We start from the raw sequence: 22,249 nt of genomic DNA, 5'->3' as shown, positions 1-22,249 counted from the left end.
CACTAGGATGATCAGCGGCACCTAGCAGCGCTTGTCGGTCTGTCCCCAGTAAACGTTGCCGTCGCCCCAGACCTCGCCGTACGCCCTGGTGCAGTCGGAGAGCGAGTTGGTGCCCTTGGACCACACGTGCTGCTTGTTGCGGCCGTTGACGTTGCTGTCGAAGTCGCGGTCGCCGTTGACGACCATCGCGGCGCTGGAGCTGAAGCCGCCGGGCTGGTTCGCGTACGAGTCCCACACGTAGGTGTAGGCCCAGTTCTTGCCGCAGCCCTTGAACTGCTTCACCGACGCGATGATGGTGCTGCCCTTCTTCACGTGGCCGGTGGAGCCGATCTGCACGGTCGACGAGCAGCCAGGTGCCTGCTCGGCCTGGGCGACGCCGGCCGACGCCAGCACGGACAGCGCCACCGCGGGCAGGATGAACATGACTTTGCGCATGGCCCCACGGTGGCGCTGAACGGTTAGTCAGCGGTAAATAGCCGGGTCAGTTGGGTAGAACGTCCGTTTCACATCGAGCGGCAATCGCGATTTCAGCCAGTTTTCTGGCACGGGGGATCGCTTCCTCCGGCGACGAGCCGAGCAGCATCCGGACGAGCACTCCCTCGTAGATCATCGCGACGTCCTCGACGACCTCGCGCACGCCGGTCAGTCCCGCCGCGAGTTCGGTCAGTCGGCGGACCAGGTGCTCTTTGTGGGTGCGTGCGACCGCGACGGCCGGGTGTCCCGCCGGCAGTTGCACCAGGCCGGCAACCTGCGCGCAGCCCTGGTCCGCGCGCTGGTCGTGGTACCACTCCAACAGCGCGTCGAACACGGAAAGCACCCGCTCGCGTGGTGTCGCGGCGTTGGCGGCCGCTCGTTCCCACGCCGCCCGCCACAGGTGGTCGCGCCGCCGCAGATAGGCCTCGACCAGGCCGTCCTTGCCGCCGAAGTTGTTGTAGACCGTGCCGAGCGCGACTCCGGCCCGGTCCACCACGGCGTCGATGCCCGTGGCCGCGATGCCGTCGCCGTAGAACAGCTCGTCGGCTGCCGTGAGGATGCGATCTCGCGCGGAACGGCTCATGGAGCTATCGTAGGACTAGAACCAACGTTCTAGCGAGCGGAGGATCGTGGACAAGAGGAACGTTTCGCTGATCTGCGCGGGCACGGCACTCATCGGTGTCTGCTACGGCTTCGCACGATTCGCCTACGGCCTCTTCGCGCCGGTGTTCCAGCGGCAGTTCGCGCTCGACGCCACGTTGCTCGGCATGATCGGCGCCGGCAGCTACGTCGGTTACGGAATCGCCATCACGGCCGGATTCGTGCTGACCAACCGCTGTGGGCCACGGGTAGTGGCGGCGAGTGCGGGCGTGCTCGCGGCGGTCGGGACGGCGATGATCGCAGTGTCGGTCAACGGCGTGATGCTCGCCGTGGGGATCCTGGTCGCGGGGTCGAGCACGGGCCTCGCCTCGCCGCCGTTGGCCGAGGCGATCGCCCGTGCCGTCGACCGATCCCGGCAGGACCGGGCGCAGTCGGTGGTGAACGCGGGCACCGGCGTCGGGGTGCTGCTGTCCGCCCCGATCGCGATGGTGCTGCTGAACGACTGGCGGTTCGCATGGGCGACGTTCGCGGTGCTGTCCGCGGCCGTCACCTGGTGGATCATCGGCACGACCCCGCGCGGTCGAGGTGGTGAGCGCGCGGAGTCCGGTTCGTTGTTCCCTCCCGGTGCTGCGACCTTGCTCGTCGCGGCGTTCCTGCTGGGGCTGGCCAGTTCGGCCGTGTGGACGTTCGGCCGCGACGTGGTCCAGGCCGGCCCGGCCGTCGCCACGATCATGTGGTCGCTGATCGGCCTCGCCGGGATGCTCGGCGCGTTCAGCGGTCACCTGACCGGCAGCATCGGCCTGCGCACCGCGTGGACCCTCGTGCTCGTCCTGCTCTCCGCGACGACCGCGGCACTCGCACTGTGGCCCGCCACCGTGGCACTCGCCCTCGCCGCCGCCGCGTTGTTCGGCGCGTCCTACATCGCCCAGACCGGGCTGGTCCTGGTGTGGAGCACGAGGATCCACCCGGACCGGCCGGCCACGGGCATCGGCACGTCCTTCCTGATGATCGCCGTGGGGCAGGCCGCAGGCGCGCCGCTGACCGGCGCGGTCATCGACCACGCCGGCCACCTCACCGCGTTTCTCGCCTGTGCCGCCGTCGGTCTGCTCGGGGCGGCGGTGCGGCCCAGCGAAAGGATCAGCTCATGGGATGGCTCGTCCGGCTCGTCCGGGAGTTCGCCGCGGGAGTCCACGCCGGGAACGGCGTGCGCCACGGCATCACTCCCGCCGCGACCGTGAGGATCACGCCACCAGCGGTGCGGCAGTGCTTTGGCGCACCGTCGTTTCGTCCACGCCCGGCGCGAGTTCGACGAGCCGCAGACCGTCCGGCGTCACGTCGAACACGCCCAGGTCGGTGATCACGCGGTCCACGCACGCCTTGCCGGTCAACGGAAGCGTGCACGACTCGACCAGCTTCGGCGTGCCGTCCTTGGCGGTGTGGGTCATCACGACGATCACCCGGCGGGCGCCGTGCACGAGGTCCATGGCGCCGCCGATGCCGGTGACGAGTTTGCCCGGCACGGCCCAGTTCGCGAGGTCGCCGGCCGCCGACACCTGCATCGCGCCCAGCACCGCCACGTCGACGTGGCCGCCGCGGATCATGCCGAACGACAGCGCCGAGTCGAAGAACGACGCTCCCGGCAGGACGGTCACGGTCTCCTTGCCCGCGTTGATCAGGTCGGGATCGACGTCGGAGTCGTCAGGGTAGGGACCGACGCCGAGGATGCCGTTCTCGGACTCCAGCACCACCTCGACGCCCGGTGGCAGGTGGTTCGGGATCAGCGTCGGCACGCCGATGCCGAGGTTGACGTACTCGCCGTCGCGCAGCTCCTGGGCCGCTCGGGCGGCCATCTCGTCACGACTCCACATGGCGCACCGTCCTGAACTCCACGCTCTTGTCGGAAACCTGCTCCGGCGACAGCTCCACGACCCGTTGCACGAAGATGCCGGGCAGGTGCACCTCGTCGGGGTCGATCATGTCGACGAGCTCCTCGGCCTCGGCGATCGCGACCCGGCCGGCCATCGCGGCGAGCGGGTTGAAGTTGCGGGCCGACTTCTCGAACACCAGGTTGCCGAACCGGTCGGCTTTCGCGGCTCGCACGAGAGCGAAGTCCGTGCGGATGCTGTGCTCCAGCACGTACTCGCGGCCGTCGAACTCGCGGACCTCCTTGGGCGGCGAGGCGATCGCGACCGTGCCGTCCGGGTGGTAGCGCCACGGCAGCCCGCCGTCCGCGACCAGCGTGCCGACGCCCGCGGGCGTGTAGAAGGCGGGAATGCCGGTGCCACCGGCGCGCAGCCGTTCGGCCAGGGTGCCCTGGGGGATCAGCTCGAGCTCGATCTCGCCCGCGAGGTACTGGCGGGCGAACTCCTTGTTCCCACCGATGTACGAGCCGGTGACGCGGGCGATCCGGCCCGCCGACAGCAACACCGCGAGGCCCTGGTCCATCGCGCCGCAGTTGTTCGACACGATGCCGAGCGAGCCGACACCCCTGTCGTACAGGGCGTTGATGAGCACTTTGGGCACGCCACAGAGCCCGAAGCCGCCGACCGAAATGGTGGCACCATCGTCCACATCGGACACGGCCTCGGCGGCAGAAGCCGCGACCTTGTTCATGACATCCTCTCGAAGACCGCCGCGAGCCCCTGCCCGCCACCGATGCACATGGTTTCCAACGCATACCTGCCGTCACGCCGCTCCAGCTCGCGCAACATCGTCGCGAGAATCCGCGCACCGGTAGCGCCGACGGGATGGCCGAGCGCGATGCCGGAACCGTTGACGTTGAGCCGTTCGAAGTCGGTGAGACCCCATTCGCGAGTCACCGCGAGCACCTGCGCGGCGAACGCCTCGTTCAGCTCGATCAGGTCCATGTCGTCCAGCTTCAGACCGGCGTTCTGCAACGCCCGCGCGGACGACGGCACCGGCCCGATGCCCATCCGTGAGGGTTCAACACCTGCCGAAGCCCACGAGACCAGGCGTGCCAACGGGCGCAAGCCCAGCGAGGCGGCCAACGCGGGGTGCGTGACGACGCAGACCGCGGCGCCGTCGTTCTGCCCACTGGCGTTGCCCGCGGTCACCGTGGCGCCCTCGACGTCCATGACGGTCTTCAACGACGCCAGCTTCTCCACGGAAGAACCCGGCCTCGGGTGCTCGTCCGCCACGAAGTCCCCAACGGGCACCAGCTCGTCAGAGAACCGGCCAGAAGCCTGAGCGGCGACAGCACGTTCGTGGCTGCGCAACGCCAGTTCATCCTGCTCGGACCGGGAAATCCCGTACTCGCGGCGCAGGTTCTCGGCGGTCTCCAGCATTCCGCCCGGCACCGGGAAGTTGGCGCCACCGGCCGTCACCCGGCCGCGGGCCAGCGCGTCCACACCGGCGTTCGACATGCTTTCGACGCCACCCGCGAGCACGAGGTCCTGAGCGCCCGTCTGCACCGCCATCGCCGCGTTGAGCACGGCCTGCAGACCGGAACCGCACCGGCGGTCCAGCTGCACACCCGGCACGCCGACGCCGAGACCCGCGTCCAGCGCGACGACGCGGCCGATCGCCGGAGCGTCCATCGTCGGGTAGCAGTGGCCGAGGACCAGATCGTCCACTGAGGACGGATCGAGCCCGGTGCGGCGCATCAGCTCCTGGACGACGACCGCACCGAGCTCCTGGGCCGTGCGCTCCTTCAGGGCACCGTTGTAGCGGCCCACCGGTGTTCTGATGGGTTCGCAGATGACGGCGTCACGCATGAACTCTCCTTGTCAGGGTTGGGCCGCGAGATCGGAGGGGTGCGTCGCCAGTGGCGTCACCTCGACCCGCATGAACTCCCACAGCGGTAACGACGAGAGGAACGCGTGCAGCTCGTCGTTGGACGGCACGTCGAAGATGCTGATGTTGCTGTCCAGCCCGACGACCCGCCACAGGTGCGGCCACACACCGAGTTTCTGCAGCTCCAGCACCCGGTCCTGCTGGGCGGCGATGAGCTCGGCTCGACGGTTGGGGTCGAGGTCGTGGGGCAGTGCAACGTCCATGCGCACGTGGAAGAGCAACGGTCACCTCCTGGTGAAGGCCGCGATGGCGGCGGTGGGGCTTGGAATACCCGTCGTCACCGTGGTCGAGTCATCTCCTCCTGTACGCTATGCGTACAACGTGTACGCTTTGCGATTATATGCAGCGTGCACCCGCTTCGTTGAACTGTCAACCGCGGAAGGATGAGGCGATGGCCACGGACGAGCGCGACTTCATCCAGAGCATCGAGCGCGGGTTCGCCGTGCTGCTCGCGTTCGACGAGGACCGGACCAACCCGAACCTCGCGGAACTGGCCGCCGCCACCGGTCTGTCGCGCCCGGCCGTGCGCAGGATCCTCCTCACCCTGCAACGACTCGGGTACGTGCGGAACGAGGGCAGCAGGTGGTCGTTGACGCCTCGGGTGCTGAGCATCGGCCAGCACTACTCGGCGTCGCGCGCGATGATCGAGATCGCGCAGCCGCATCTGCTGGACTTGTCGGCGAAGACCGCCGAGTCGGCGTCGCTCGCGGAGCTGGACGGACGCGACGCGGTGTACGTCGCGCGCGTGCCGGTGCGGCGGATCATGAGCATCAACGTGTCGATCGGCACGAGGATCCCGGCGTTCGCGTCGTCGATGGGACGGGTGCTGCTCGCGTGGGCACCGGACCCGGTCGTCGACGAGATCATCGAGGGCGGGCTGCCCGAGCTGACCAAGCACACGGTCACCGACGCCGACGCGTTCCGCGAAGTCCTGCAGCGGGTTCGCGACGACGGGTGGTCGATCGTGGCGGAGGAGCTGGAGATCGGCCTGCTCTCGGTGTCCGTGCCGGTCCGCGACCGGTCCGGCGAGGTGGTGGCGGCGCTCGCGTCCTCCACCTCCGTCGGGCGATCGTCGGTTGAGGCGATCCGGCGGGATGTGGTGCCATTGCTGCTCGACGCCGCGGCGCGGATCAGCGCCGATCTGGGGTACTCGGCGCGGCGCTAACAGCCCTGGGAGGACGCATGTCCGCTCGGCCGCGGGTCCTGGTGATCGGTACCGGGTTCGCCGGGTTCCACTGTCTGCGCAAGCTCGAACGCAAGCTGCCGGAGGACGCGGCCGAACTGGTCGCGATCAACCCGGCCGACTACATGCTCTACATCCCGCTGCTGCCCGAGGTGTCCGGCGGGGTGCTGGACCCGCGCCGGGTCGCGGTGCCGCTGCGCAACACGTTGAAGCGCACCAAGCTGGTGCTGGGCGCGGCGACCGGGATCTCGCTCGCCTCCAAGACGGTCGAGGTCATGGACGTCGAAGGGCGCTCGTTCGAGATGTCCTACGACCGGTTGCTGATCACGTCCGGCAGCGTCACCCGGCTGCTGTCGATCCCCGGTGTCGCCGAGCACGCGAAGGGCTTCCGCACCGTCGCCGAGGCCATCCACCTGCGTGACCACGTGCTGCGGCAGCTCGAACTGGCCGACCAGTCCGACGATCCCGAGGAACGGCGTGCGCGCTGCACGTTCGTGGTGGTGGGCGCCGGATACACGGGCACCGAGGTCCTCGCGCAGACGCAATTGCTGACTCAGGACGCATGGAAGCACCTGCCGGGCCTCAGAGACGTGCAGCCGCGTTGGATCCTCGTCGACATCGCGCCACGCGTGCTGCCGGGCCTGGATCCGCGGTTGTCCGGGCCGACGCACAAAGTCCTGCTGAAGCGCGGCGCCGAGGTCAAGCTCGAGACCAGCCTCGAGGAGATGACCGACACCTGCGCGCGGCTCTCCGACGGCACCGAGATCCAGACGCGCACGGTCGTGTGGTGTGTTGGTGTGCGGCCGGATCCGCTGGTCAGCACGTTGAACATGCCGTCAACGCAGGGCCGGATCGACACCGACACCCACCTGAAGGTGTGCGAGCACGTGTGGGCGGCCGGTGACGCGGCCGCGGTGCCGGACCTCGTGCGGCCGGGCGAGATCACCGCCATGACCGCGCAGCACGCCGAACGCCAGGGCCGGGTCGCGGCGCTCAACATCGCGGCGTCGCTCGGCCACGGGACGGCGCGCGAGTACAAGCACAAGGACCTGGGGTTCGTGGTCGACCTCGGCGGGTGGCAGGCGGTCGCGAACCCGTTGGGCGTGCCGTTGACGAGCCTGCCGGCGAAGGCCGTGACGCGCGGCTACCACCTGATGGACCTGCCGTACGGGCGGTTGCGGACGGCGGCGAACTGGATCACCGAGCTCGGTGCCGGCCGGCAGATCACGCATTTCGGCGTGGTGCCGGACCGCGGCATCACGCTGGCCCAGGCGGACATGCCGCCCGCCGCGGCCGGTTCTACGCCCCGGTGACGCCGTCGATGCCCTCGCGCAGGAAGTCCGCGTGGCCGTTGTGGCGGGCGTACTCGTGGCACAGGTGGTGCATGACGAGCCGCAGCGACACCTGCTCCGACCACCGCGGCTGGTAGCCGAGGACGTCGAGCGACTCGGCCGCGCGCTCGATCCGGCGCGCGTGCTCGACCTCGGTCTGCCAGGCCGCGAACGCGTCGGACCTGCTCGACTTCGACGCGTCGTAGGCCACCTGGTAGTCGTTGTCTTCCGACCACACCAGCGGGATGTCCTCGCCGTCGATGACCTTGCGGAACCACGTGCGCTCCACCTCCGCCATGTGCCGGACGAGGCCGAGCAACGTGAGCGTGGACGGGGGCATCGAGCGGCGGCGCAGGTCGTCGTCGGACAGGCCTTCGCACTTCATCGCGAGGGTGGCGCGGTGGAAGTCGAGGAACGCGCGCAGGGTCTCGCGTTCGCCTGCCTGCAGTGGTGGGCTGGGACGTTCGGTGGTCACCCGGCCAGTCTTTCACCAGGATGATCTCGTGGACCTGGGATTGGCGGGACGCCGGTACGTCGTCACGGGCGGCAGCCGGGGCATTGGGCGGGCGATCGTGTCGTTGCTGCTCGACGAGGGTGCGCGGGTGGCGACGTGTGCGCGCAGCGAGCCGGGGTGGGGACCGGAGGTGCTGGCGCGCGTCGGCGACGTGCGGGACCGCGGGTGGATGCGCGAGTTCGTGGCGGAGGTTTCCGAGACGTTCGGCGGGCTCGACGGCGTGGTCGCGAACGCCGGCGCGGGCGCGGTCGGGGGAGTGCTGGACACGCCGCCGGAGGTGTGGCGCGAGCAGTGCGACGTGAAGCTGGCGAGCGTGCTCAACCTGGTCGAACCTGCCGCCGAACTCATGACCGAGGGCGCTGTCGTGGTGCTGAACGGCGTCACCGCACGGGCGCCGGACCTTGAGATGGCGGCGGTCAGCGCCGCACGTTCGGCGACGGCGTCGTTGGCCGCGATGCTGGTGAGAGCGCTCGCACCCCGGATCCGGGTCAACACGGTCAACCTGGGCGCGATCCGCACCGAACGTCAGCACGTCAAGCACGAGTGGTCAGGCACGTCGCTGGACTTCGCCGCGTGGGAAGCGGAAGAAGCCCGCCGCCGGGGCATTCCGCTGGGCAGGTTCGGCTCACCCGAGGAGGTCGCGCCGATCGTGGCGATGTTGCTGTCCCCACGATCGTCCTATGTGGCCGGTGCGGTCGTGGACGTGTCCGGCGGCCTGTAGTGCGGGGCGCCACGGGCATGTAGTGCGGGGCGCCACACCGCTCAAGGCCCGTGTGAGCGCTAACGTGGCAGCGGGAAGAGGGGAGCGGTCCGATGACCCAGCTGGAGCAGGCCGAGTCGGCGTTCGCGGCGGCCAGGCCGAGGCTGTTCGGCATCGCGTACCGCATGACCGGCAGCGTGGCCGACGCCGAGGACCTCGTGCAGGAGGTGTGGGTGCGCTGGCAGCTTGCGGACCGCGCGTCGGTGCTCAACCCCGAGGCCTACCTGGCGACGGCGATCACCCGGCTCGCGATCAACGAGTCGCAGACGGCGCGCGCCCGCAGGGAGACCTACGTCGGACCGTGGCTGCCCGAGCCGATCGACACGTCCGCCGACCCGCAGGTGGGTGCCGAGCAGGGCGCCGTGCTGGAGCTGGCGGTGTTGCTGCTGCTGGAGAAGCTCACGCCGACCGAGCGGGCCGCGTACGTGCTGCGCGAGGCGTTCGACTACCCGTACCGCGAGATCGCCGAGATCGTGCAGACCAGCGAGGTCGCGACCAGGCAGCTGGTCAGCCGGGCGCGCAAGCACCTCGCCGACGAGCGGAAGGCCCCCGTCGAACGGGCCGACCAGCGCAAGCTGCTGGAGGCGTTCGTGGCGGCGGCGCAGGCCGGTGACCTGGCCGGACTCGAGAAGCTGTTCGCCGAGGACGTGGTCAGCTACTCCGACAGCAACGGCGCGATCCGGGCGGCCGGTCGTCCGCTGTTCGGTGCGGCAAGCCTTGCGAAGATCGTCTCGGGTTGGGCGCCGTCGTTCTGGGCCGGTGCCGAGGCCGACTACGTGGAGGTGAACGGCCTGTCCGCGATCCGGTTGCGCAAGGACGGCAACACCTACGCGGTGATCACCCTGACCGCCACGGCGGCAGGTGTCGACCAGCTGATGTGGCTGCTCAACCCCGAGAAGCTCACCGCGTTCCGGTAGGCCTGTCACAACCGCGAGTGCTGTCCGGTCTTAGCTCGTGAACACCCGCAGCGGGCGGGCTCACGAGAGGGACGGACCCATGAGGATCGTTGTCATCGGCGGTACGGGGTTGATCGGCAGCCAGGTCGTCAAGCGGCTCGGTGAGCACGGCCACGACGCCGTTGCCGCGTCCCCGAACAGCGGCGTGAACACGGTGACCGGCGAAGGCGTCAAGGAGGTTCTGCAGGGCGCCGACGTGCTCGTCGACGTGTCGAACTCGCCGTCGTTCGCTGACGACGACGTCATGAACTTCTTCACCACGGCCACGACGAACCTGACTGAGGCCGCCAAGGAAGCCGGCGTCGGTCACTACGTCGCGCTGTCGATCGTCGGCACGGACGAGCTGCCCGACTCCGGCTACCTGCGCGCGAAGGTGGCGCAGGAGAAGCTCATCACCGAGGCCGAACTGCCGTACTCGATCATCCGCGCGACCCAGTTCTTCGAGTTCGCGGGTGCCATCGCGAACTCGGCGACCGTCGACGGCGTCGTGCACCTGCCGCACGGCGGTGTGCAGCCGATCGCGGCCTCGGACGTCGCGGCGGTGGTCGGCAGGACTGCGGCGACCGGTCCGATCAACGGCGTGCAGGAGATCGGCGGGCCGGAGGAGTTCACCATGGACGGGTGGATCCGCACGGTGCTGACCCAGCGCAACGACGAGCGCGAGGTCGTGAGCGACCCGCAGGCCAAGTACTTCGGCACCTTGTTGACCGGCAAGCAGCTCGTGCCGAACGCGGGCGCGCAGCTGCAGGCGACCAGCCTGCGGGACTGGCTGGCCGCCGGCAACTGAAGGCGTCCACAGTGGACGGGTGCGAAGTCCGTCCACTGTGGTGCCGACACCTCACAGCGCGGAGAAGTGCGCCGCGTCGCCGGTGACCGGAGTGCTGGCCACGCCGTCGACGCTCACCGGAACGTCGCCGGCGATGGTGACCCGGTGCAGCCGGCGGCGCTGGTCGTCGTAGTCGGCGACGCCGTAGTGCTGGGTGGCGCGGTTGTCCCAGATCGCGATGTCGCCGGCGGACCACTGCCAGCGCACGGTGTTCTCCAGCCTGGTGATTCGCTGTTGCAGCAACTGGAAGGCGGCCTGCGACTCGGTCGTCGTGAGGCCGACGATCCGCTTCACGAAGTGCCCCAGCAACAACGCGCGCTCGCCGGTCTCCGGGTGCACGCGCACCAACGGGTGTTCGGTCTCGAACACGTGGGACCGGAACTCGTCGTGGTAGGCCTGCTCCTTGACGTCGATGCCGCCGATCCTGGTCGCGTCCACCTCGCCCGCGTAGTCGTAGAGGTTGGTGTGCACCGCCCACAGCCGGTCGACCAAGGCGCGCAACGCTTCCGGCAGATCGCGGTAGGCCTGCACGGTGTTGGCCCACACCGTGTTACCGCCGTACGGGGGCAGTTCGATCGCGCGCAGGACGCTGATCGCGGGCACCCGGTCGACGAACGTGACGTCGGTGTGCCAGCTGTTGGCCTTGCCGTGCTCGGAGTCGATGGCCAGCACCTGCTCGTGCTCCTGGCCGCGGACGGTCGGGTGGGCCAGCGTCGGCCGGCCGAGCAGGCGGGCGAACGCGAGCTGCCCCGCGTCGTCGAGGTGCTGCTGTCCGGAGAAGAACACCACCTTGTGCGCCAGCAAGGCCGACCTGATCTCGGCCACGGTGTCCGCCGGCAGATCGCCGCTCAGGTGGACGCCGTCGATGCGCGCACCGATGTGCGCTCCCAGTCGGTGGACGGTGATCGTTCGGGAGAGTTGCGCTGTCATGCCACTCACCATGCTGGGCGGCGAACAGTCAGATCTAGTTCGCACGCCTTGAAAATCTGTTCATCTCACCAAGCGGACGACTTTCTTGCGGCGGGAATGGGAAACGTCGGTGTCCGGGGCAAAATCACAATGTGGGACGCCGGCCGTGCCCGTCGTCGAATGGCTTACCAGTGTGTTCCCCTGGCGCGAGCAAGGGTGCACCTGGCGGACCTTTGTCAGCATGACAACGACTCTTGCACCCGTGAAAGCCCCGAGCTGGGCGCTTCCGATCAGCCTGTTCTCCATCCCGCTGGGCCTCGCCGGCCTGGGCGGCGCCTGGACCGCCGCCGCCCAGCTGCTGGGCGCGCCGGGCTGGCCCGCGTCGGTGGCGTTCGGCGCCGCGACCCTGATCTTCGCGGTGTTCACGCTCACCTACCTCGCCGGCACGTTCCGGCCGGGCGCCGGCTTCCACCTCGACCTGCGGCACCCGTTGCTCGGCCCGCTCACCGCCTACCTCCCGGTGATCGCAGTCCTGCTCATCGCCCACTACGCACCAGTCCTGGGCTCCGCGGCCCCGTGGCTGATCTGGATCGCCGTGCTGGGCCTGGCCGTGAACGCCGCGGCCCTGTTCGCGCACTGGCTCAAACACCCGCTGGACCAGGACGCCATGCACCCCGGCTACTTCCTCCCGGTCACCGCGGGCGCGTTCATCGCGGCCATCGGCTTTGTGAGCGTTAACGCCCACGGCGCGGCCGTCGCGGTGTTCGGCATCGGCATCTTCTTCTGGCTCCTGCTCGGCGCGGTGATCACCTCGCGCCTGTTCTTCGGCTCGGAGCTCCCGCTGCCGTTCAAGCCCGTCCTGTCGATCCTGCTCTCGCCGCCCGGTACCGCGAGCGTCGCCTGGTTCGCGATCACCCGAGGCGCCGTCGACGACCTGCAGACCGCTTTGGGCGGCGTCACTCTGTTCATGCTGCTCGTGCAGCTGTTCTTCCTGCGCGACTACCTGCGGTTGCCGTTCAGCACGCAGTACTGGGTGTTCACGTTCCCGATCGCGGTGCTCGGCAACATCGGCATCCGGTACGCCGCCGGCCTGCACTTCACGGGCTGGCAGGTCGCGGGCTGGGCGGCGCTGACCGTGTCGAGCGCGCTGATCCTCGCGATCGTGTTCGCCACGTTGCTGAGAATTCGCTCCACCAGGTGAGCGTGCTCATCTACTGTGTCGCCGTTCGACCTACTAGTCCTGGGGGAATGGAATGACTCGAAGACTCGGCACGGTCGTGGCCGCTGCGGTTCTGACCGCGCTCGCAGTCGCCGCACCGGCGCAGGCGGAGTCGACCGTCACAGTGCTCAAGGGCTTGACGCCCAAGTCGTTCAACATCGCGAACGCCATCAACGACGCAGGTACCGCGGTGGGACGGTCGGGGACTCAAGGACACGTCCGCGCGGTCAAGTGGAACCCCGACGGTGCGATCACGGACCTCGGTGGTCCTGCCGACCTGGAGTACCTGGAGGCGACGGCGATCAACAACGCCGGCGTGATCGTGGGCATCGGCGAGAGGACGCTCGGCGATCCGGCCCGCGTGATCCGGTACGACCTCGACGGCACCTACCGGATCCTCGGCCAGATGACCGGCTACTCCCACGTGTACTCGATGGGCGTCGACGACGAGGGCTTGGTCTACGGCGAAGCCTGGGAGTCCTCCAACGGCAAGCGCCGCGCGCTCCGGTGGGACCTGAACGGCGTGCCAGCCGCGCTGACGGTGCCCGCCGGCTACACCCAGACCTCGCTCGGCGGCGCGTCCGGGAACGGGTTCGCCGTCGGCAACGCGTTCAACCTCGTGGCGCAGAGCGACAACCGGGCCGTTCGCTGGAACCCCGACGGCACGATCACTCTGCTGCCGCTGCCCAGCGGCACCAAACGCTCGATCGCCCGGTCGGTGAACCGGCACGGCGCGGTGACCGGATTCGTCGAGCCGGTGACCGGGCACTCCCGTGCGGTGCGCTGGAATCCGGACGGCACCATCACGGACCTCGGCGCGTCCGTTCAGGTCCAGAGCGACGGCAGCGCGATCAACGACTCCGGTGTGGTCCTCGGCACCGTTCAGGACGCCGACATCGGCTTTCGCCCGGTCCGCTGGAGTGCGACCGGTGAGATGACCGAGCTCCCCGTCGTCGACGGGGGCTGGGAGTACCAGCCTTCCGGTATCAACAGCGACGGCGTGATGGTCGGCCACGACGGCTCGTGGCCGGACGAGTGGGCCTACCGCTGGACGCCCTGAGCGTCGGCTAGAACGAGGCGTCGCGGAGCTGCCTCCGCGACGTCACGCCGAGCTTGCCGAACACCTTGCGCAGGTGCCATTCCACGGTGCGCGGACTGATGAACAGGCGAGTGCCGATCTCCGGGTTCGAGTACCCCTCGCGGGCGAGCCGGGCGATCTGGTATTCCTGCGCGGTCAGCTCGTCGGTCGGTTCGGCGGTGCGCTTGCGGGCGGTTTCGCCGGTGGCCTGGAGTTCGCGGTGTGCGCGGTCAGCGAACGTGGTCATGCCTGCGGCCAGAAGCATCTCGTGGGCCGTGCGCAGGTGGTCGCGTGCCTCGACGCGTTGGCCTTCCCGGCGCAGCCACTCGCCGTACAGCAGGTGGGCGCGGGCCAGTTCGCCGCGCAAAGCCGTGCGGGCGAAGAAGACGATCGACTCGGAGAACGCCGCGGTGTCGCCGTTCAACGCGCGCAGCCGTGCCTTGACGCCCAGGGACCAGTCGGTGTCGACCCAGGCCGACGAACGCCGCAGCGCCTCGGCGACCAGTGCGGTGTCACCGGTGCGGGACGCGGCTTCTGCCAGTTCCGCGGTGATCAGGCCGCTGTAGACGAGTGAGTCCTCCTCGAACACGCGGACAGCGGCGTCGCGGGCGAGGTCGTGGCGGCCCAGTCCGTTGTGGAGGATCGCGCTGGTCCAGTCGGCGATGGTGGCGAGCCTGCCCTGGCCTTCGAGCCGGGCGCCCCGTGCGGTCGCGGTTGCGAGGTCCTCACCGCGGTAGGCGGCCTGCAGCAGCACCGCGTAGCCGACCGGCGGGGTGCCGGTGACCTCGGAGATCCGCCGGTCCTCCTCGATCAACGCCTGCGCGGCCGCCGGTTCACCCGCGAGGAGTTCGTTGTCCGCCAGGAAGTTCAGCGCGAACTGCAGCTGCACGAGGGCACCGGCGTCGCGGGCGAGGCGGACCTGTTGCTGGGCGAACGCGCGGCGCGTCTCGAAGTCCCACAGCTCCGTTGCGACGATGCCGCCCGCGCGGTAACCGAAGAGCCACGGCAGGCGGCTGATGTCGTCGGCACCGACTTTCAGCGCGCGCACCTCGTCCAGGGCGCGGGTCATGTGCGGCACGGCTGCCGCGTGGCCCGCGGTGATGCGGGTCGTCAACGCGTCGAGCACGAGGTCGATCGCGCACGGCGGCGTGCGCGGCGGGGGAGCGCTCAAAGCCGCTTCCGCCAACGGGGAGCCCGCCCAGATCGCCGCGGACAGCGCCTCGAGGTGGGTCTCGCGGGCCAGGTCGGGGTCGAACGGGGTGAGCCGGCGGGCCGCGCTGAACAGCAGGGGCGCGGCTTCGGCGACGCGGCGCTGGTCGAACGCGATGTGCCCGCGCAGGTGCTCGATCTCGGCGCTGCGGCGGTCGTCCGGCGGACCGGCTTCGACCGCCGACAGCAGCCGCAACGACGCGTCCAACGCACCCGCGTCGCGCTTGGCCCGTGCCGCCGCCAGTTCGCGGTCGGCCCGGCGGCCGGGTTCCGGGGTGAGCACGGCGGCCTGTTCGAGGAACGCCGCCGCGGCCAGCAAACCGCCACGGGCCTGGGCGCGTGACGCCGTGTTCGAGAGGTCGGCGGCCACCTCCTCGTCCGGTGAGGTGGTGCCCTGGGCCCGGTGCCACGCGCGGCGGTCCGGGTCGATCGCCGGGTCGGTCACGTCGGCCAAGGCTCGGTGCACGCGCTGCCGGTCCACCGCGGCCGCCGACCGGTACACCGCGGACCGCACCAGCGGATGCCGGAACTGGACCCGCGCGCCGAACTCGATCAGCCCGGTGCCCACCGCCGCGGCCGCCGGGTCCGCGCCGAGCCCGAGCAGGCCGGCCGCGCGCCACAGCAGGGTCGCGTCACCGAGCGGTTCGGCGGCGGCAGTCAGCAACAACAAGCGCGTGTCGAACGGCAGCGGTTCGATCTGCCGGACGAAGCTCTGCTCGATCCGGCTGGTCAGCGGCCCGGGATCCAGCCCGTCGGCCGCCTCGCGCGGCAGCTCCAGCAGGGCGAGCGGGTTGCCGCGGGCCTCGGCGACGATCCGGTCGCGCACCCGGCCGTCCACCGGCCCCTTGATCACCGACTCCAGCAACGCGCGGGCGTCCGCGTCGTCCAGGCCCCGCACGAACAGCTCCGGCAGCCCGTCGAGGTAGTCGTTGCCCTCGCGCAGCACGAAGACGAGCGCGATCCGTTCCGCCAGCAGCCTGCGGGCCACGAACCCGAGCACCGCGGACGACATCGAGTCGAGCCACTGCGCGTCGTCGACCAGACACACCAGCGGCTGCTCGTCGGCGACCTCGGCGAGCAGCGTCAGCACCGCCAGGCCGACCATGAACCGCGTCGGTCGCGGCCCGGCGGCCATGCCGAACGCGGTGCCGAGCGCCTCGCGCTGCGGTGCGGGCAGCTTGTCCAGCCGGTCGAGGAACGGCACGCACAGCTGGTGCAGCCCGGCGTACGGGAACGCGCTCTCCGCCTCCACACCGGCGGCCCTGGTGACCCGGAACCCCGTGGCGCGTGCCGACACGTGGTCGAGCAGCGCTGTCTTGCCGACACCGGCCTCGCCGCGCAGCACCAGCACCTGGCCGGCACCCGACTTGGCCTGCGTCAACAAGCGATCCAGCGTCTCGCCCTCAGTGCGTCTGCCCAGGAGATCGTCCGACACGGGCCCGAGCCTACGGGCCAGGGGGTCACCAGGGTGTTCGACGGGTTCGAAGGGGTCCCTGGCGCGAGCAATCTCGTGTCATCGGAAACGACGAAGGAGCTGAAATGGACTACAAGTTCGAGGTGGCCGTGATCCCGGTGAGCGACATCGACCGGGCGATCCACTTCTACAAGACGCTCGGCTGGCGTCAGGACGCCGAGTTCGCCGACGACGAGGGCTACCGCCTCACCCAGTTCACCCCGCCCGGCTCGCCCGCGTCGATCATCTTCGGCAGCGGCGTGACCGACGCGGAGCCGGGCAGCGCCGAGGGACTGCACCTGATCGTCGACGACGTCGTGGCCGCCCGCGAGGACCTGGTCGGTCGAGGCGTCGAGGTCAGCGAGATCTTCCACGACAAGACCGGCATCTTCCACCACGCGGGCACCGTCGGGCGGGTCGACGGCCTGGCGCCCGGCCGCACGAGCTACGGGTCGTACCTCTCGTTCAGCGACCCCGACGGCAACGGCTGGGTGCTGCAGGAGGTCACGACGCGGCTTCCGGGACGGGTGTGATGAACCAGTACGACGTCATCGTCATCGGCGGCGGGTCACCCGGCGAGCACTTCGCCGCCGCCGTCGCCGACGGCGGGCTCCGCGTGGCGATCGTGGAGCGCGAGCTGCTCGGGGGTGAATGCTCGTTCTGGGCGTGCATCCCGTCCAAGACGCTGCTGCGTCCCGGCGAGGCCGTGGCGGCCGCGCGGGACGTGCCCGGTGCCCGTGAGGCGATCACCGGGAAGGTCGACGCCGAGGCGGTGCTGGAGTGGCGTGACTTCATGGTGTCGTCCTACGACGACGCGGGCGGCGAGAAGTGGGCTCGGGAAGCCGGGATCGACGTGCTGCGCGGCGAGGGCCGGATCGACGGCCCGCACCGGGTCGCGGTGGGCGATCAGGTCTACACGACCGACCACATCGTCGTCGCCACGGGCTCATCCGCCTTCATCCCGCCCATTCCGGGTCTGCGTGAGCTGGACGTCTGGACGAACCGCGAGGCCACCGGTGTCAAGGAGATCCCCGGCAGGCTGCTGATCCTCGGCGGCGGACCGGTGGGTGTCGAGATGGCGCAGGCGTTCCGGGGGCTCGGCTCGTCAGTTGCCCTGGTCGAGGGTGCTGACCGGCTGCTGCCACGGGAACCGGAAGCGGCCGGGCGCGCGCTCAGCGAGGCGTTGGCCGCGGATGGCGTCGAACTGCACCTCGGCGTGCACGCCACAGCTGCGTCCAAAGACGGCGACGAGTACGTGCTCGACCTCCCGGACGGCGCCCAGCTGCGCGGCGACAAGATTCTCGTCGCCACCGGAAGGCGGCCGCGAGTCGAGGGCATCGGGCTCGAAACCGTTGGCGTCGAACCGAATCCGCAGGGCATCGCCACCGACGACGCGATGAACTTCGGCGTGGGTCTGTGGGCGGTCGGCGATGTGACCGGTCAGTGGAACCTGACCCACGTCGGCAAGTACCAGGGCCGCGTGGCCGCCGCGAACATCCTCGGCCACGACGCCAAGGTCGACTACACCGCCGTCCCGCGGGTCGTGTTCACCTCTCCGGAGGTCGCCGCAGTCGGTGCGGCAGAAGGAAAGTACACCGCAACCGCCCACCTGTCCGGCGTCGCGCGCACGGCCACCTACACCCGTGAGTACGCCACGCGACCCGGATTCCTGACCCTCGTCTCCGATGGCCAAGTCCTCACGGGCGCCTACGCCGTCGGACCCGAGGCAGGCGAGTGGCTCCAGCAGGCCACCCTCGCGATTCGCGCGAAGCTCCCGCTGTCGTTGCTGCTCGACGTCATCCAGCCGTTCCCCACCTTCTCCGAGGCCTTCCTCAACGGCCTCCGCGATCTGGCAAAGGAAGTAGCGAAATGAAGAACCTGACAGAAATCGACATGAAGCTCGAAGTGACCGTCATCGGAGTCACGGATGTCGAGCGCGCCAAGGAGTTCTACAGCCGGCTGGGCTGGCGCCTCGACGTCACCCCGCCGTGGGTCGTGCAGTTCACCCCGTACGGCTCCAACGCGTCCATCCACTTCGGCGAGGGCGTCACGACCGCGGCACCCGGTTCCGGCCGGCACTTCCTGATCGTGTCGGACCTCGTCGAGACGCACGAGGCCCTGCTCGCCGCCGGCATCAAGGTCGGCCCGATCTACCACGGCGGCCCGGACGGTCCTGTCGAGGGCGTGGACCCGGAGCGCCGCAGCTACTTCTCGCGCGCCGAGTTCGCCGACCCGGACGGCAACACGTGGATCCTGCAGGAGGTCACGACCCGCCTGCCCGGTCGCGTCGACGCCGACGACACGTCCTACGCGTCGATCGCCGATCTGTCTTCGGCGTTGCGCCGCGCCGCGTTGGCTCACGGGGAGCACGAGAAGCGCAACGGCGGCGAGTACGACGAGAACTGGCCCGACTGGTACGCCGAGTACCTCGTCAAGGAGCAGACGGGCGAGGAGCTGCCGCGCTAGTTTGCGCGGGAGGTCCCGGAACTGGCACAAGCGCTGCGCGGAACGCCGTCCGAACTGGCGTTCCGCGCGCTTTGTCCGCAGACATCGGGTGGTCGCCCTAGGGGTCGTCCCTGATGTGGGAAAGCGTTGGCGCGGCTTACCTTCTGCGGCAAGCGAGGGAGGCCGCAATGAAGGCGATCGTCCAGGACAGGTACGGCTCGGCGGACGTGTTGGAGCTCAGAGAGGTCGAACGGCCGGTGCCGGCGGAGGGCGAGGTGCTGGTACGGGTGCGGGCGTCGTCGGTGAACGCCGCCGACTGGCACATCATGCGCGGTGACCCGTACTTCGCGCGGCTGTTCCTGGGGATGCGCGGGCCCAAGACGCGGATCCGCGGTCTCGACTTCGCTGGCGTGATCGAGGCGGTCGGACCGGGCGTGAGCGGGTTGCTGCAGGTGGGCGACGAGGTGTTCGGCGAGGTCGAGGGGTCCTTCGCCGAGTACGTCCGGGTGCCGGCGCAGCTGGTGGAGCACAAGCCGTCGAACCTGACGTTCGAGCAGGCGGCGACGCTGCCGCTGGCGGGCAACACCGCGTGGATGGGGCTGAGCGACCTGCAAGCGGGGCAGCGGGTGCTGATCAACGGCGCGTCCGGCGGCGTCGGGTTGATGGCCGTGCAGATCGCCAAGGCGCGCAAGGCGATCGTGACCGGGGTGTGCAGCACGCGCAACGTCGAGCAGGTGCGTGCGGTGGGCGCGGATCACGTCATCGACTACCGGTCCGAGGACTTCACGCAGGGCTCCGAGCGCTACGACCTGATCTTCGACCTCGTGGGGAACCGGTCGATGAGCTCGTTGCGCAGCGTCCTCACCCCGGACGGCGTGCTGGTGTTGTCCGGCGGCGGCAGCTTCACGGGTGGTGCGCTGTTCGGCCCGTACCGGTTGATCATCCAGGGCAAGGTGCTGGGACCGTTCGCCCGGCAGCGGCTCGTGGTGCTGGAAGCCAAGCCCAGCAAGGAGAACCTGGCCGCGTTGCGGGAGCTCGCCGAGTCGGGGCGGCTGGTGCCGGTGATCGAGCGGACCTATCCGCTGACCGACGTGCCCGACGCGATCCGGCACGTGGAGTCGGAGCACGCGCGGGCGAAGGTGGTCGTGACGGCTTAATTCCCTGGCGTTGCGGGACCGCGGCGGCGATCATCTCCGCCCATGGTCGAGGTTCGGGTCAGCGGCGGATTGCTTCGGGGCACTGTGGAATCGGGCGTCGCGGTCTTTCGCGGCATCCCGTTCGCCGCGCCCCCGGTTGGTGCTCTGCGGTTCGCCGCGCCCCGACCGGCAGCCGCGTGGGACGGTGTGCGAGAGGCGGTGGCGTTCGGGCCGCCGCCACCGCAGGCCGGGTTCTTCGGCATGGACGGCATGGGTGTGGCCGGTGACGACTGGCTGACGGTGAACGTCTGGTCGCCCGACGTGGCAGGTGATCTGCCGGTCATGGTGTGGATCCAGGGTGGTGCCTACACGGTCGGCATGTCCGGCCTGCCCGAGTACGACGGCACGCGGCTGGCGCTGGACGGCGTAGTGCTGGCGACGTTCAACTACCGCGTCGGGATCGAGGGTTTCGCGCAGATCGAGGGCGCGCCCGCGAACCGCGGCCTGCTGGACCAGGTCGCGGCGCTGGAGTGGGTGCGCGACAACATCCGCGCGTTCGGCGGGGATCCGGCGCGCGTGACGGTCTTCGGGCAGTCGGCCGGCGGTGGCTCGGTCGCGGCCCTGCTGGCCATGCCGCGGGCGGCGGGGTTGTTCCACCGGGCGATCGCGAGCAGCGTGCCCGGCACGTTCTTCACACCGGAGCTGGCCGCCGACATCGCCGCGACGTGCGCTGCCGAGCTGGGGCTGCGCGCGACGGTCGCGGACCTGTCCACTGTGGAGCCCGCGATGCTGCCGATCGCCGGTGACGAGGTGATGGCCAAGATCGGTCAGTTCGCCGACCGCTGGGGCCAGGCCGCGCACAAGCAGATCCCGTTCGCCCCGGTCGTGGACGGTGACGTGCTGCCGGTCGCGCCGTGGCAGGCGGTGGCTCAGGGGTCGGCGCGGGACGTCGAGCTGATCGTCGGGCACACGCGCCACGAGCAGCGGCTGTTGTCGGTGATCGAGGGTCTGGCCGGCAGCGTGACGCCGGAGCAGGCGTCGACGGCGCTGGAGGTGTTCGCGCCCGGCCTCGCCTATCCGGACCTGGCGCCGGAGGAGCTGTTCGAGCTGGTGTGCTCGGACTGGTTGTTCCGGATGCCGTCGCTGCACCTCGCGGAGGCTCAGGTGGCGGCGGGCGGCCGGGTGCACGTCTACGTGGTGGCCTGGGAGCCGACCGAGGTGTTCCGCGCGTGCCACGGGGTGGACGTGCCGCTGGTCTTCGGCAACCTCGACCGCGGGCAGGCGGCCGCGGTGCTCGGCGAGCTCACGCCGGTGGCGGCGGAGGTGTCCGCCCGGATGCGCGCGGCGTGGACGGGGTTCGCGGCGACCGGTGAGCCGGGCTGGCCCGCTTACTCCGCGGAACGCCTGACGCGGGTGTTCGACGTGGAGGACCTGGTGACCGCGTATCCGGAGGAGGAGTCGCGGCGGATCTGGCAGGACCACCGGTTCGTGCCTCTTTCCGCTGATCGCCGGAGTTGATCTGCCGGTTGGCGCTGGTTTGCAGCCATGGATCGATTCGCCGTCGAAGTGACGAACCTCGTCGATGCCGCGAAGACGCTGGAGTCGGATGTCGCGGGTTCGCTCGACTCGGTGCACGGGTGGCTCGTGGGTGCGCTGGAGAAGGAGAACGACGCCTTTCTCAGCGGTGACGCCCACGGACCCGGTGGCAGGTACCTGTTCGACCAGGTCGGCACCGAGTTCCGGATCACGGCCGAGTTCATGAAGCGCCTGGCCGCGGACAACAGCGAGAACGTGCGGCTCGCGGCCGGCGCTCTGCGCGAGATCGCGCGGAGGTACCGAGACGCGAGGAGGAGACGGACCGGCCGATCATGCGCGACGAGGGCTGGTAGCGCGCCGGGAATACCTCCCGGCGGGCGGCGTTGTAGGCGTCCGGAAGGGAGGTTCGACATGTACGACTTCGGTCAGGTGGCGGAAGATCGCTGGGTCACCGCGACGCGGTTGTTCGACACAGGCCACGTGGAGACCGCGGCGGACAAGTGGGAACGCGCACAACTGCTGTTCGAGGCCTGCGACTACGTCAAGGCCGCGCGGCTGCTCGCGGAGGTCGTCGAGGAAGTGCCGTTCCAGACGGACCTCTGGCTGCTGCTGGCCCGCGCCTACTACCACTCGGCCCAGCTGGGCAAGGCAGAGGCGCGGCTGCGGGTGATCGTGGACCGCAATCCGGTCGAGCACTACGCGCACCTGCTGCTCGGGCGCACGCTGGAGCGGCAGGGACGGCCGGAGGAGGCCGCGCCCTGGCTCCGGCTCGCCGCTGCTTTCGGTGGCGAACCAACCGAGGTCTAG

23 protein-coding genes are annotated in these 22,249 nt (G+C 70.0%); 14 read left to right on the top strand and 9 right to left on the bottom strand.

Features of this window, described 5'->3' with window-relative positions:
- Positions 1-21: 21 nt before the first annotated feature.
- Together DI276_RS24870 and DI276_RS24865 are read right to left on the bottom strand one after the other, a co-directional pair.
- Positions 22-435, bottom strand: coding sequence for a hypothetical protein (locus DI276_RS24870; RefSeq protein WP_112267322.1), 414 nt, complete (start codon positions 433-435; stop codon positions 22-24).
- A 46-nt stretch (positions 436-481) separates the two neighbouring features.
- Positions 482-1,057, bottom strand: a complete 576-nt coding sequence (locus DI276_RS24865) for a TetR/AcrR family transcriptional regulator (protein WP_112267320.1) — start codon at positions 1,055-1,057, stop codon at positions 482-484.
- Positions 1,058-1,103: 46 nt separating this feature from the next.
- Here DI276_RS24865 and DI276_RS24860 point away from each other — a divergent pair, with 46 nt between their 5' ends.
- Positions 1,104-2,312 carry an MFS transporter gene (locus DI276_RS24860; RefSeq protein ID WP_112267318.1) on the top strand — a complete coding sequence of 403 codons (1,209 nt, stop codon included), beginning with the start codon at positions 1,104-1,106 and terminating at the stop codon, positions 2,310-2,312.
- A 3-nt stretch (positions 2,313-2,315) separates the two neighbouring features.
- On the opposite strand, the gene DI276_RS24855 is transcribed toward DI276_RS24860, so the two are convergent.
- Genes DI276_RS24855 through DI276_RS24840 form a run of 4 tightly spaced genes read right to left on the bottom strand, consistent with a single transcriptional unit; the run spans position 2,316 to position 5,108 of the window.
- Positions 2,316-2,942: a CoA transferase subunit B gene (locus tag DI276_RS24855; RefSeq protein WP_112267316.1), complete on the bottom strand. Its 627-nt coding sequence runs from the start codon at positions 2,940-2,942 to the stop codon at positions 2,316-2,318.
- Positions 2,929-3,687: a CoA transferase subunit A gene (locus DI276_RS24850; RefSeq protein ID WP_112267314.1), complete on the bottom strand. Its 759-nt coding sequence runs from the start codon at positions 3,685-3,687 to the stop codon at positions 2,929-2,931. The genes DI276_RS24855 and DI276_RS24850 overlap by 14 nt, the downstream gene beginning before the upstream one ends.
- On the bottom strand, positions 3,684-4,808 hold the full coding sequence (locus DI276_RS24845; RefSeq protein WP_112267312.1) for an acetyl-CoA C-acetyltransferase: 1,125 nt from the start codon (positions 4,806-4,808) through the stop codon (positions 3,684-3,686). Before DI276_RS24845 ends, DI276_RS24850 begins: the two co-directional genes overlap by 4 nt.
- A 12-nt stretch (positions 4,809-4,820) precedes the next feature.
- Positions 4,821-5,108: a muconolactone Delta-isomerase gene (locus tag DI276_RS24840; protein WP_112267310.1), complete on the bottom strand. Its 288-nt coding sequence runs from the start codon at positions 5,106-5,108 to the stop codon at positions 4,821-4,823.
- Between the two features lie 170 nt (positions 5,109-5,278).
- Between DI276_RS24840 and DI276_RS24835 the strand changes: the two genes are divergently transcribed.
- On the top strand, positions 5,279-6,052 hold the full coding sequence (locus DI276_RS24835) for an IclR family transcriptional regulator domain-containing protein (RefSeq protein ID WP_112267308.1): 774 nt from the start codon (positions 5,279-5,281) through the stop codon (positions 6,050-6,052).
- Positions 6,053-6,069: 17 nt separating this feature from the next.
- Positions 6,070-7,383: an NAD(P)/FAD-dependent oxidoreductase gene (locus DI276_RS24830; RefSeq protein WP_112267306.1), complete on the top strand. Its 1,314-nt coding sequence runs from the start codon at positions 6,070-6,072 to the stop codon at positions 7,381-7,383.
- Here the strand turns inward: DI276_RS24830 and DI276_RS24825 are convergent.
- The gene (locus tag DI276_RS24825; protein WP_112267304.1) at positions 7,370-7,876 is read right to left on the bottom strand and encodes a DinB family protein; all 507 of its coding nucleotides are present in this window, start codon (positions 7,874-7,876) and stop codon (positions 7,370-7,372) included. The two genes, DI276_RS24830 and DI276_RS24825, sit on opposite strands and share 14 nt — an antisense overlap.
- Positions 7,877-7,904: 28 nt before the next feature.
- Between DI276_RS24825 and DI276_RS24820 the strand changes: the two genes are divergently transcribed.
- From DI276_RS24820 to DI276_RS24810, 3 genes are all read left to right on the top strand, one after another.
- Positions 7,905-8,636: an SDR family oxidoreductase gene (locus tag DI276_RS24820; protein ID WP_112267302.1), complete on the top strand. Its 732-nt coding sequence runs from the start codon at positions 7,905-7,907 to the stop codon at positions 8,634-8,636.
- A gap of 92 nt (positions 8,637-8,728) precedes the next feature.
- On the top strand, positions 8,729-9,592 hold the full coding sequence (locus DI276_RS24815) for an RNA polymerase sigma-70 factor (protein WP_112267301.1): 864 nt from the start codon (positions 8,729-8,731) through the stop codon (positions 9,590-9,592).
- A gap of 79 nt (positions 9,593-9,671) precedes the next feature.
- Positions 9,672-10,418, top strand: coding sequence for an SDR family oxidoreductase (locus DI276_RS24810; protein WP_112267299.1), 747 nt, complete (start codon positions 9,672-9,674; stop codon positions 10,416-10,418).
- A 51-nt stretch (positions 10,419-10,469) separates the two neighbouring features.
- On the opposite strand, the gene DI276_RS24805 is transcribed toward DI276_RS24810, so the two are convergent.
- A complete protein-coding gene (locus tag DI276_RS24805; protein WP_112267297.1) occupies positions 10,470-11,387 on the bottom strand; it encodes a TauD/TfdA dioxygenase family protein in 918 nt (305 codons plus the stop codon).
- Between the two features lie 220 nt (positions 11,388-11,607).
- On the opposite strand from DI276_RS24805, the gene DI276_RS24800 reads away from it, so the two are divergent.
- The gene (locus DI276_RS24800; protein ID WP_112267295.1) at positions 11,608-12,567 is read left to right on the top strand and encodes an SLAC1 family transporter; all 960 of its coding nucleotides are present in this window, start codon (positions 11,608-11,610) and stop codon (positions 12,565-12,567) included.
- Positions 12,568-12,619: 52 nt separating this feature from the next.
- Positions 12,620-13,645, top strand: coding sequence for a hypothetical protein (locus DI276_RS24795; protein ID WP_157984911.1), 1,026 nt, complete (start codon positions 12,620-12,622; stop codon positions 13,643-13,645).
- Between the two features lie 7 nt (positions 13,646-13,652).
- On the opposite strand, the gene DI276_RS24790 is transcribed toward DI276_RS24795, so the two are convergent.
- The gene (locus tag DI276_RS24790) at positions 13,653-16,307 is read right to left on the bottom strand and encodes a helix-turn-helix transcriptional regulator (RefSeq protein WP_112267291.1); all 2,655 of its coding nucleotides are present in this window, start codon (positions 16,305-16,307) and stop codon (positions 13,653-13,655) included.
- A gap of 104 nt (positions 16,308-16,411) precedes the next feature.
- Here DI276_RS24790 and DI276_RS24785 point away from each other — a divergent pair, with 104 nt between their 5' ends.
- From DI276_RS24785 to DI276_RS52320, 6 genes are all read left to right on the top strand, one after another.
- Positions 16,412-16,858 (top strand): VOC family protein, encoded by a 447-nt coding sequence (locus DI276_RS24785; protein ID WP_112267289.1) that lies wholly within the window; start codon positions 16,412-16,414, stop codon positions 16,856-16,858.
- Positions 16,858-18,198, top strand: coding sequence for a dihydrolipoyl dehydrogenase family protein (locus DI276_RS24780; RefSeq protein ID WP_112267287.1), 1,341 nt, complete (start codon positions 16,858-16,860; stop codon positions 18,196-18,198). Before DI276_RS24785 ends, DI276_RS24780 begins: the two co-directional genes overlap by 1 nt.
- Complete coding sequence (locus DI276_RS24775) at positions 18,195-18,791, top strand: VOC family protein (RefSeq protein ID WP_112267285.1); 597 nt, start codon at positions 18,195-18,197, stop codon at positions 18,789-18,791. The genes DI276_RS24780 and DI276_RS24775 overlap by 4 nt, the downstream gene beginning before the upstream one ends.
- Before the next feature lie 167 nt (positions 18,792-18,958).
- Entirely contained in the window at positions 18,959-19,927 is a 969-nt protein-coding gene (locus tag DI276_RS24770; protein WP_112267283.1) for an NAD(P)-dependent alcohol dehydrogenase, read from the top strand.
- 42 nt (positions 19,928-19,969) lie between these two features.
- The gene (locus DI276_RS24765; RefSeq protein ID WP_112267281.1) at positions 19,970-21,424 is read left to right on the top strand and encodes a carboxylesterase/lipase family protein; all 1,455 of its coding nucleotides are present in this window, start codon (positions 19,970-19,972) and stop codon (positions 21,422-21,424) included.
- A gap of 27 nt (positions 21,425-21,451) precedes the next feature.
- Positions 21,452-22,249, top strand: coding sequence for a tetratricopeptide repeat protein (locus tag DI276_RS52320; RefSeq protein WP_232836880.1), 798 nt, complete (start codon positions 21,452-21,454; stop codon positions 22,247-22,249).

Source organism: Lentzea terrae (assembly GCF_003265345.1).
Classification (GTDB): domain Bacteria; phylum Actinomycetota; class Actinomycetes; order Mycobacteriales; family Pseudonocardiaceae; genus Lentzea; species Lentzea terrae.
This window is presented reverse-complemented; position numbering and strand designations above follow the sequence as displayed.

Bases quoted from the DNA above. Each gene is read 5' to 3' on its own strand.
- DI276_RS24785 (WP_112267289.1), top strand. From the start codon at position 16,412: ATGGACTACAAGTTCGAGGTGGCCGTGATCCCGGTGAGCGACATCGAC.
- DI276_RS24870 (WP_112267322.1), bottom strand. From the start codon at position 435: ATGCGCAAAGTCATGTTCATCCTGCCCGCGGTGGCGCTGTCCGTGCTG.
- DI276_RS24780 (WP_112267287.1), top strand. From the start codon at position 16,858: ATGAACCAGTACGACGTCATCGTCATCGGCGGCGGGTCACCCGGCGAG.
- DI276_RS24830 (WP_112267306.1), top strand. From the start codon at position 6,070: ATGTCCGCTCGGCCGCGGGTCCTGGTGATCGGTACCGGGTTCGCCGGG.
- DI276_RS24765 (WP_112267281.1), top strand. From the start codon at position 19,970: ATGGTCGAGGTTCGGGTCAGCGGCGGATTGCTTCGGGGCACTGTGGAA.
- DI276_RS24850 (WP_112267314.1), bottom strand. From the start codon at position 3,687: ATGAACAAGGTCGCGGCTTCTGCCGCCGAGGCCGTGTCCGATGTGGAC.
- DI276_RS52320 (WP_232836880.1), top strand. From the start codon at position 21,452: ATGGATCGATTCGCCGTCGAAGTGACGAACCTCGTCGATGCCGCGAAG.
- DI276_RS24795 (WP_157984911.1), top strand. From the start codon at position 12,620: ATGACTCGAAGACTCGGCACGGTCGTGGCCGCTGCGGTTCTGACCGCG.
- DI276_RS24800 (WP_112267295.1), top strand. From the start codon at position 11,608: ATGACAACGACTCTTGCACCCGTGAAAGCCCCGAGCTGGGCGCTTCCG.
- DI276_RS24845 (WP_112267312.1), bottom strand. From the start codon at position 4,808: ATGCGTGACGCCGTCATCTGCGAACCCATCAGAACACCGGTGGGCCGC.
- DI276_RS24770 (WP_112267283.1), top strand. From the start codon at position 18,959: ATGAAGGCGATCGTCCAGGACAGGTACGGCTCGGCGGACGTGTTGGAG.
- DI276_RS24775 (WP_112267285.1), top strand. From the start codon at position 18,195: ATGAAGAACCTGACAGAAATCGACATGAAGCTCGAAGTGACCGTCATC.
- DI276_RS24855 (WP_112267316.1), bottom strand. From the start codon at position 2,942: ATGTGGAGTCGTGACGAGATGGCCGCCCGAGCGGCCCAGGAGCTGCGC.
- DI276_RS24810 (WP_112267299.1), top strand. From the start codon at position 9,672: ATGAGGATCGTTGTCATCGGCGGTACGGGGTTGATCGGCAGCCAGGTC.
- DI276_RS24815 (WP_112267301.1), top strand. From the start codon at position 8,729: ATGACCCAGCTGGAGCAGGCCGAGTCGGCGTTCGCGGCGGCCAGGCCG.
- DI276_RS24865 (WP_112267320.1), bottom strand. From the start codon at position 1,057: ATGAGCCGTTCCGCGCGAGATCGCATCCTCACGGCAGCCGACGAGCTG.
- DI276_RS24805 (WP_112267297.1), bottom strand. From the start codon at position 11,387: ATGACAGCGCAACTCTCCCGAACGATCACCGTCCACCGACTGGGAGCG.
- DI276_RS24835 (WP_112267308.1), top strand. From the start codon at position 5,279: ATGGCCACGGACGAGCGCGACTTCATCCAGAGCATCGAGCGCGGGTTC.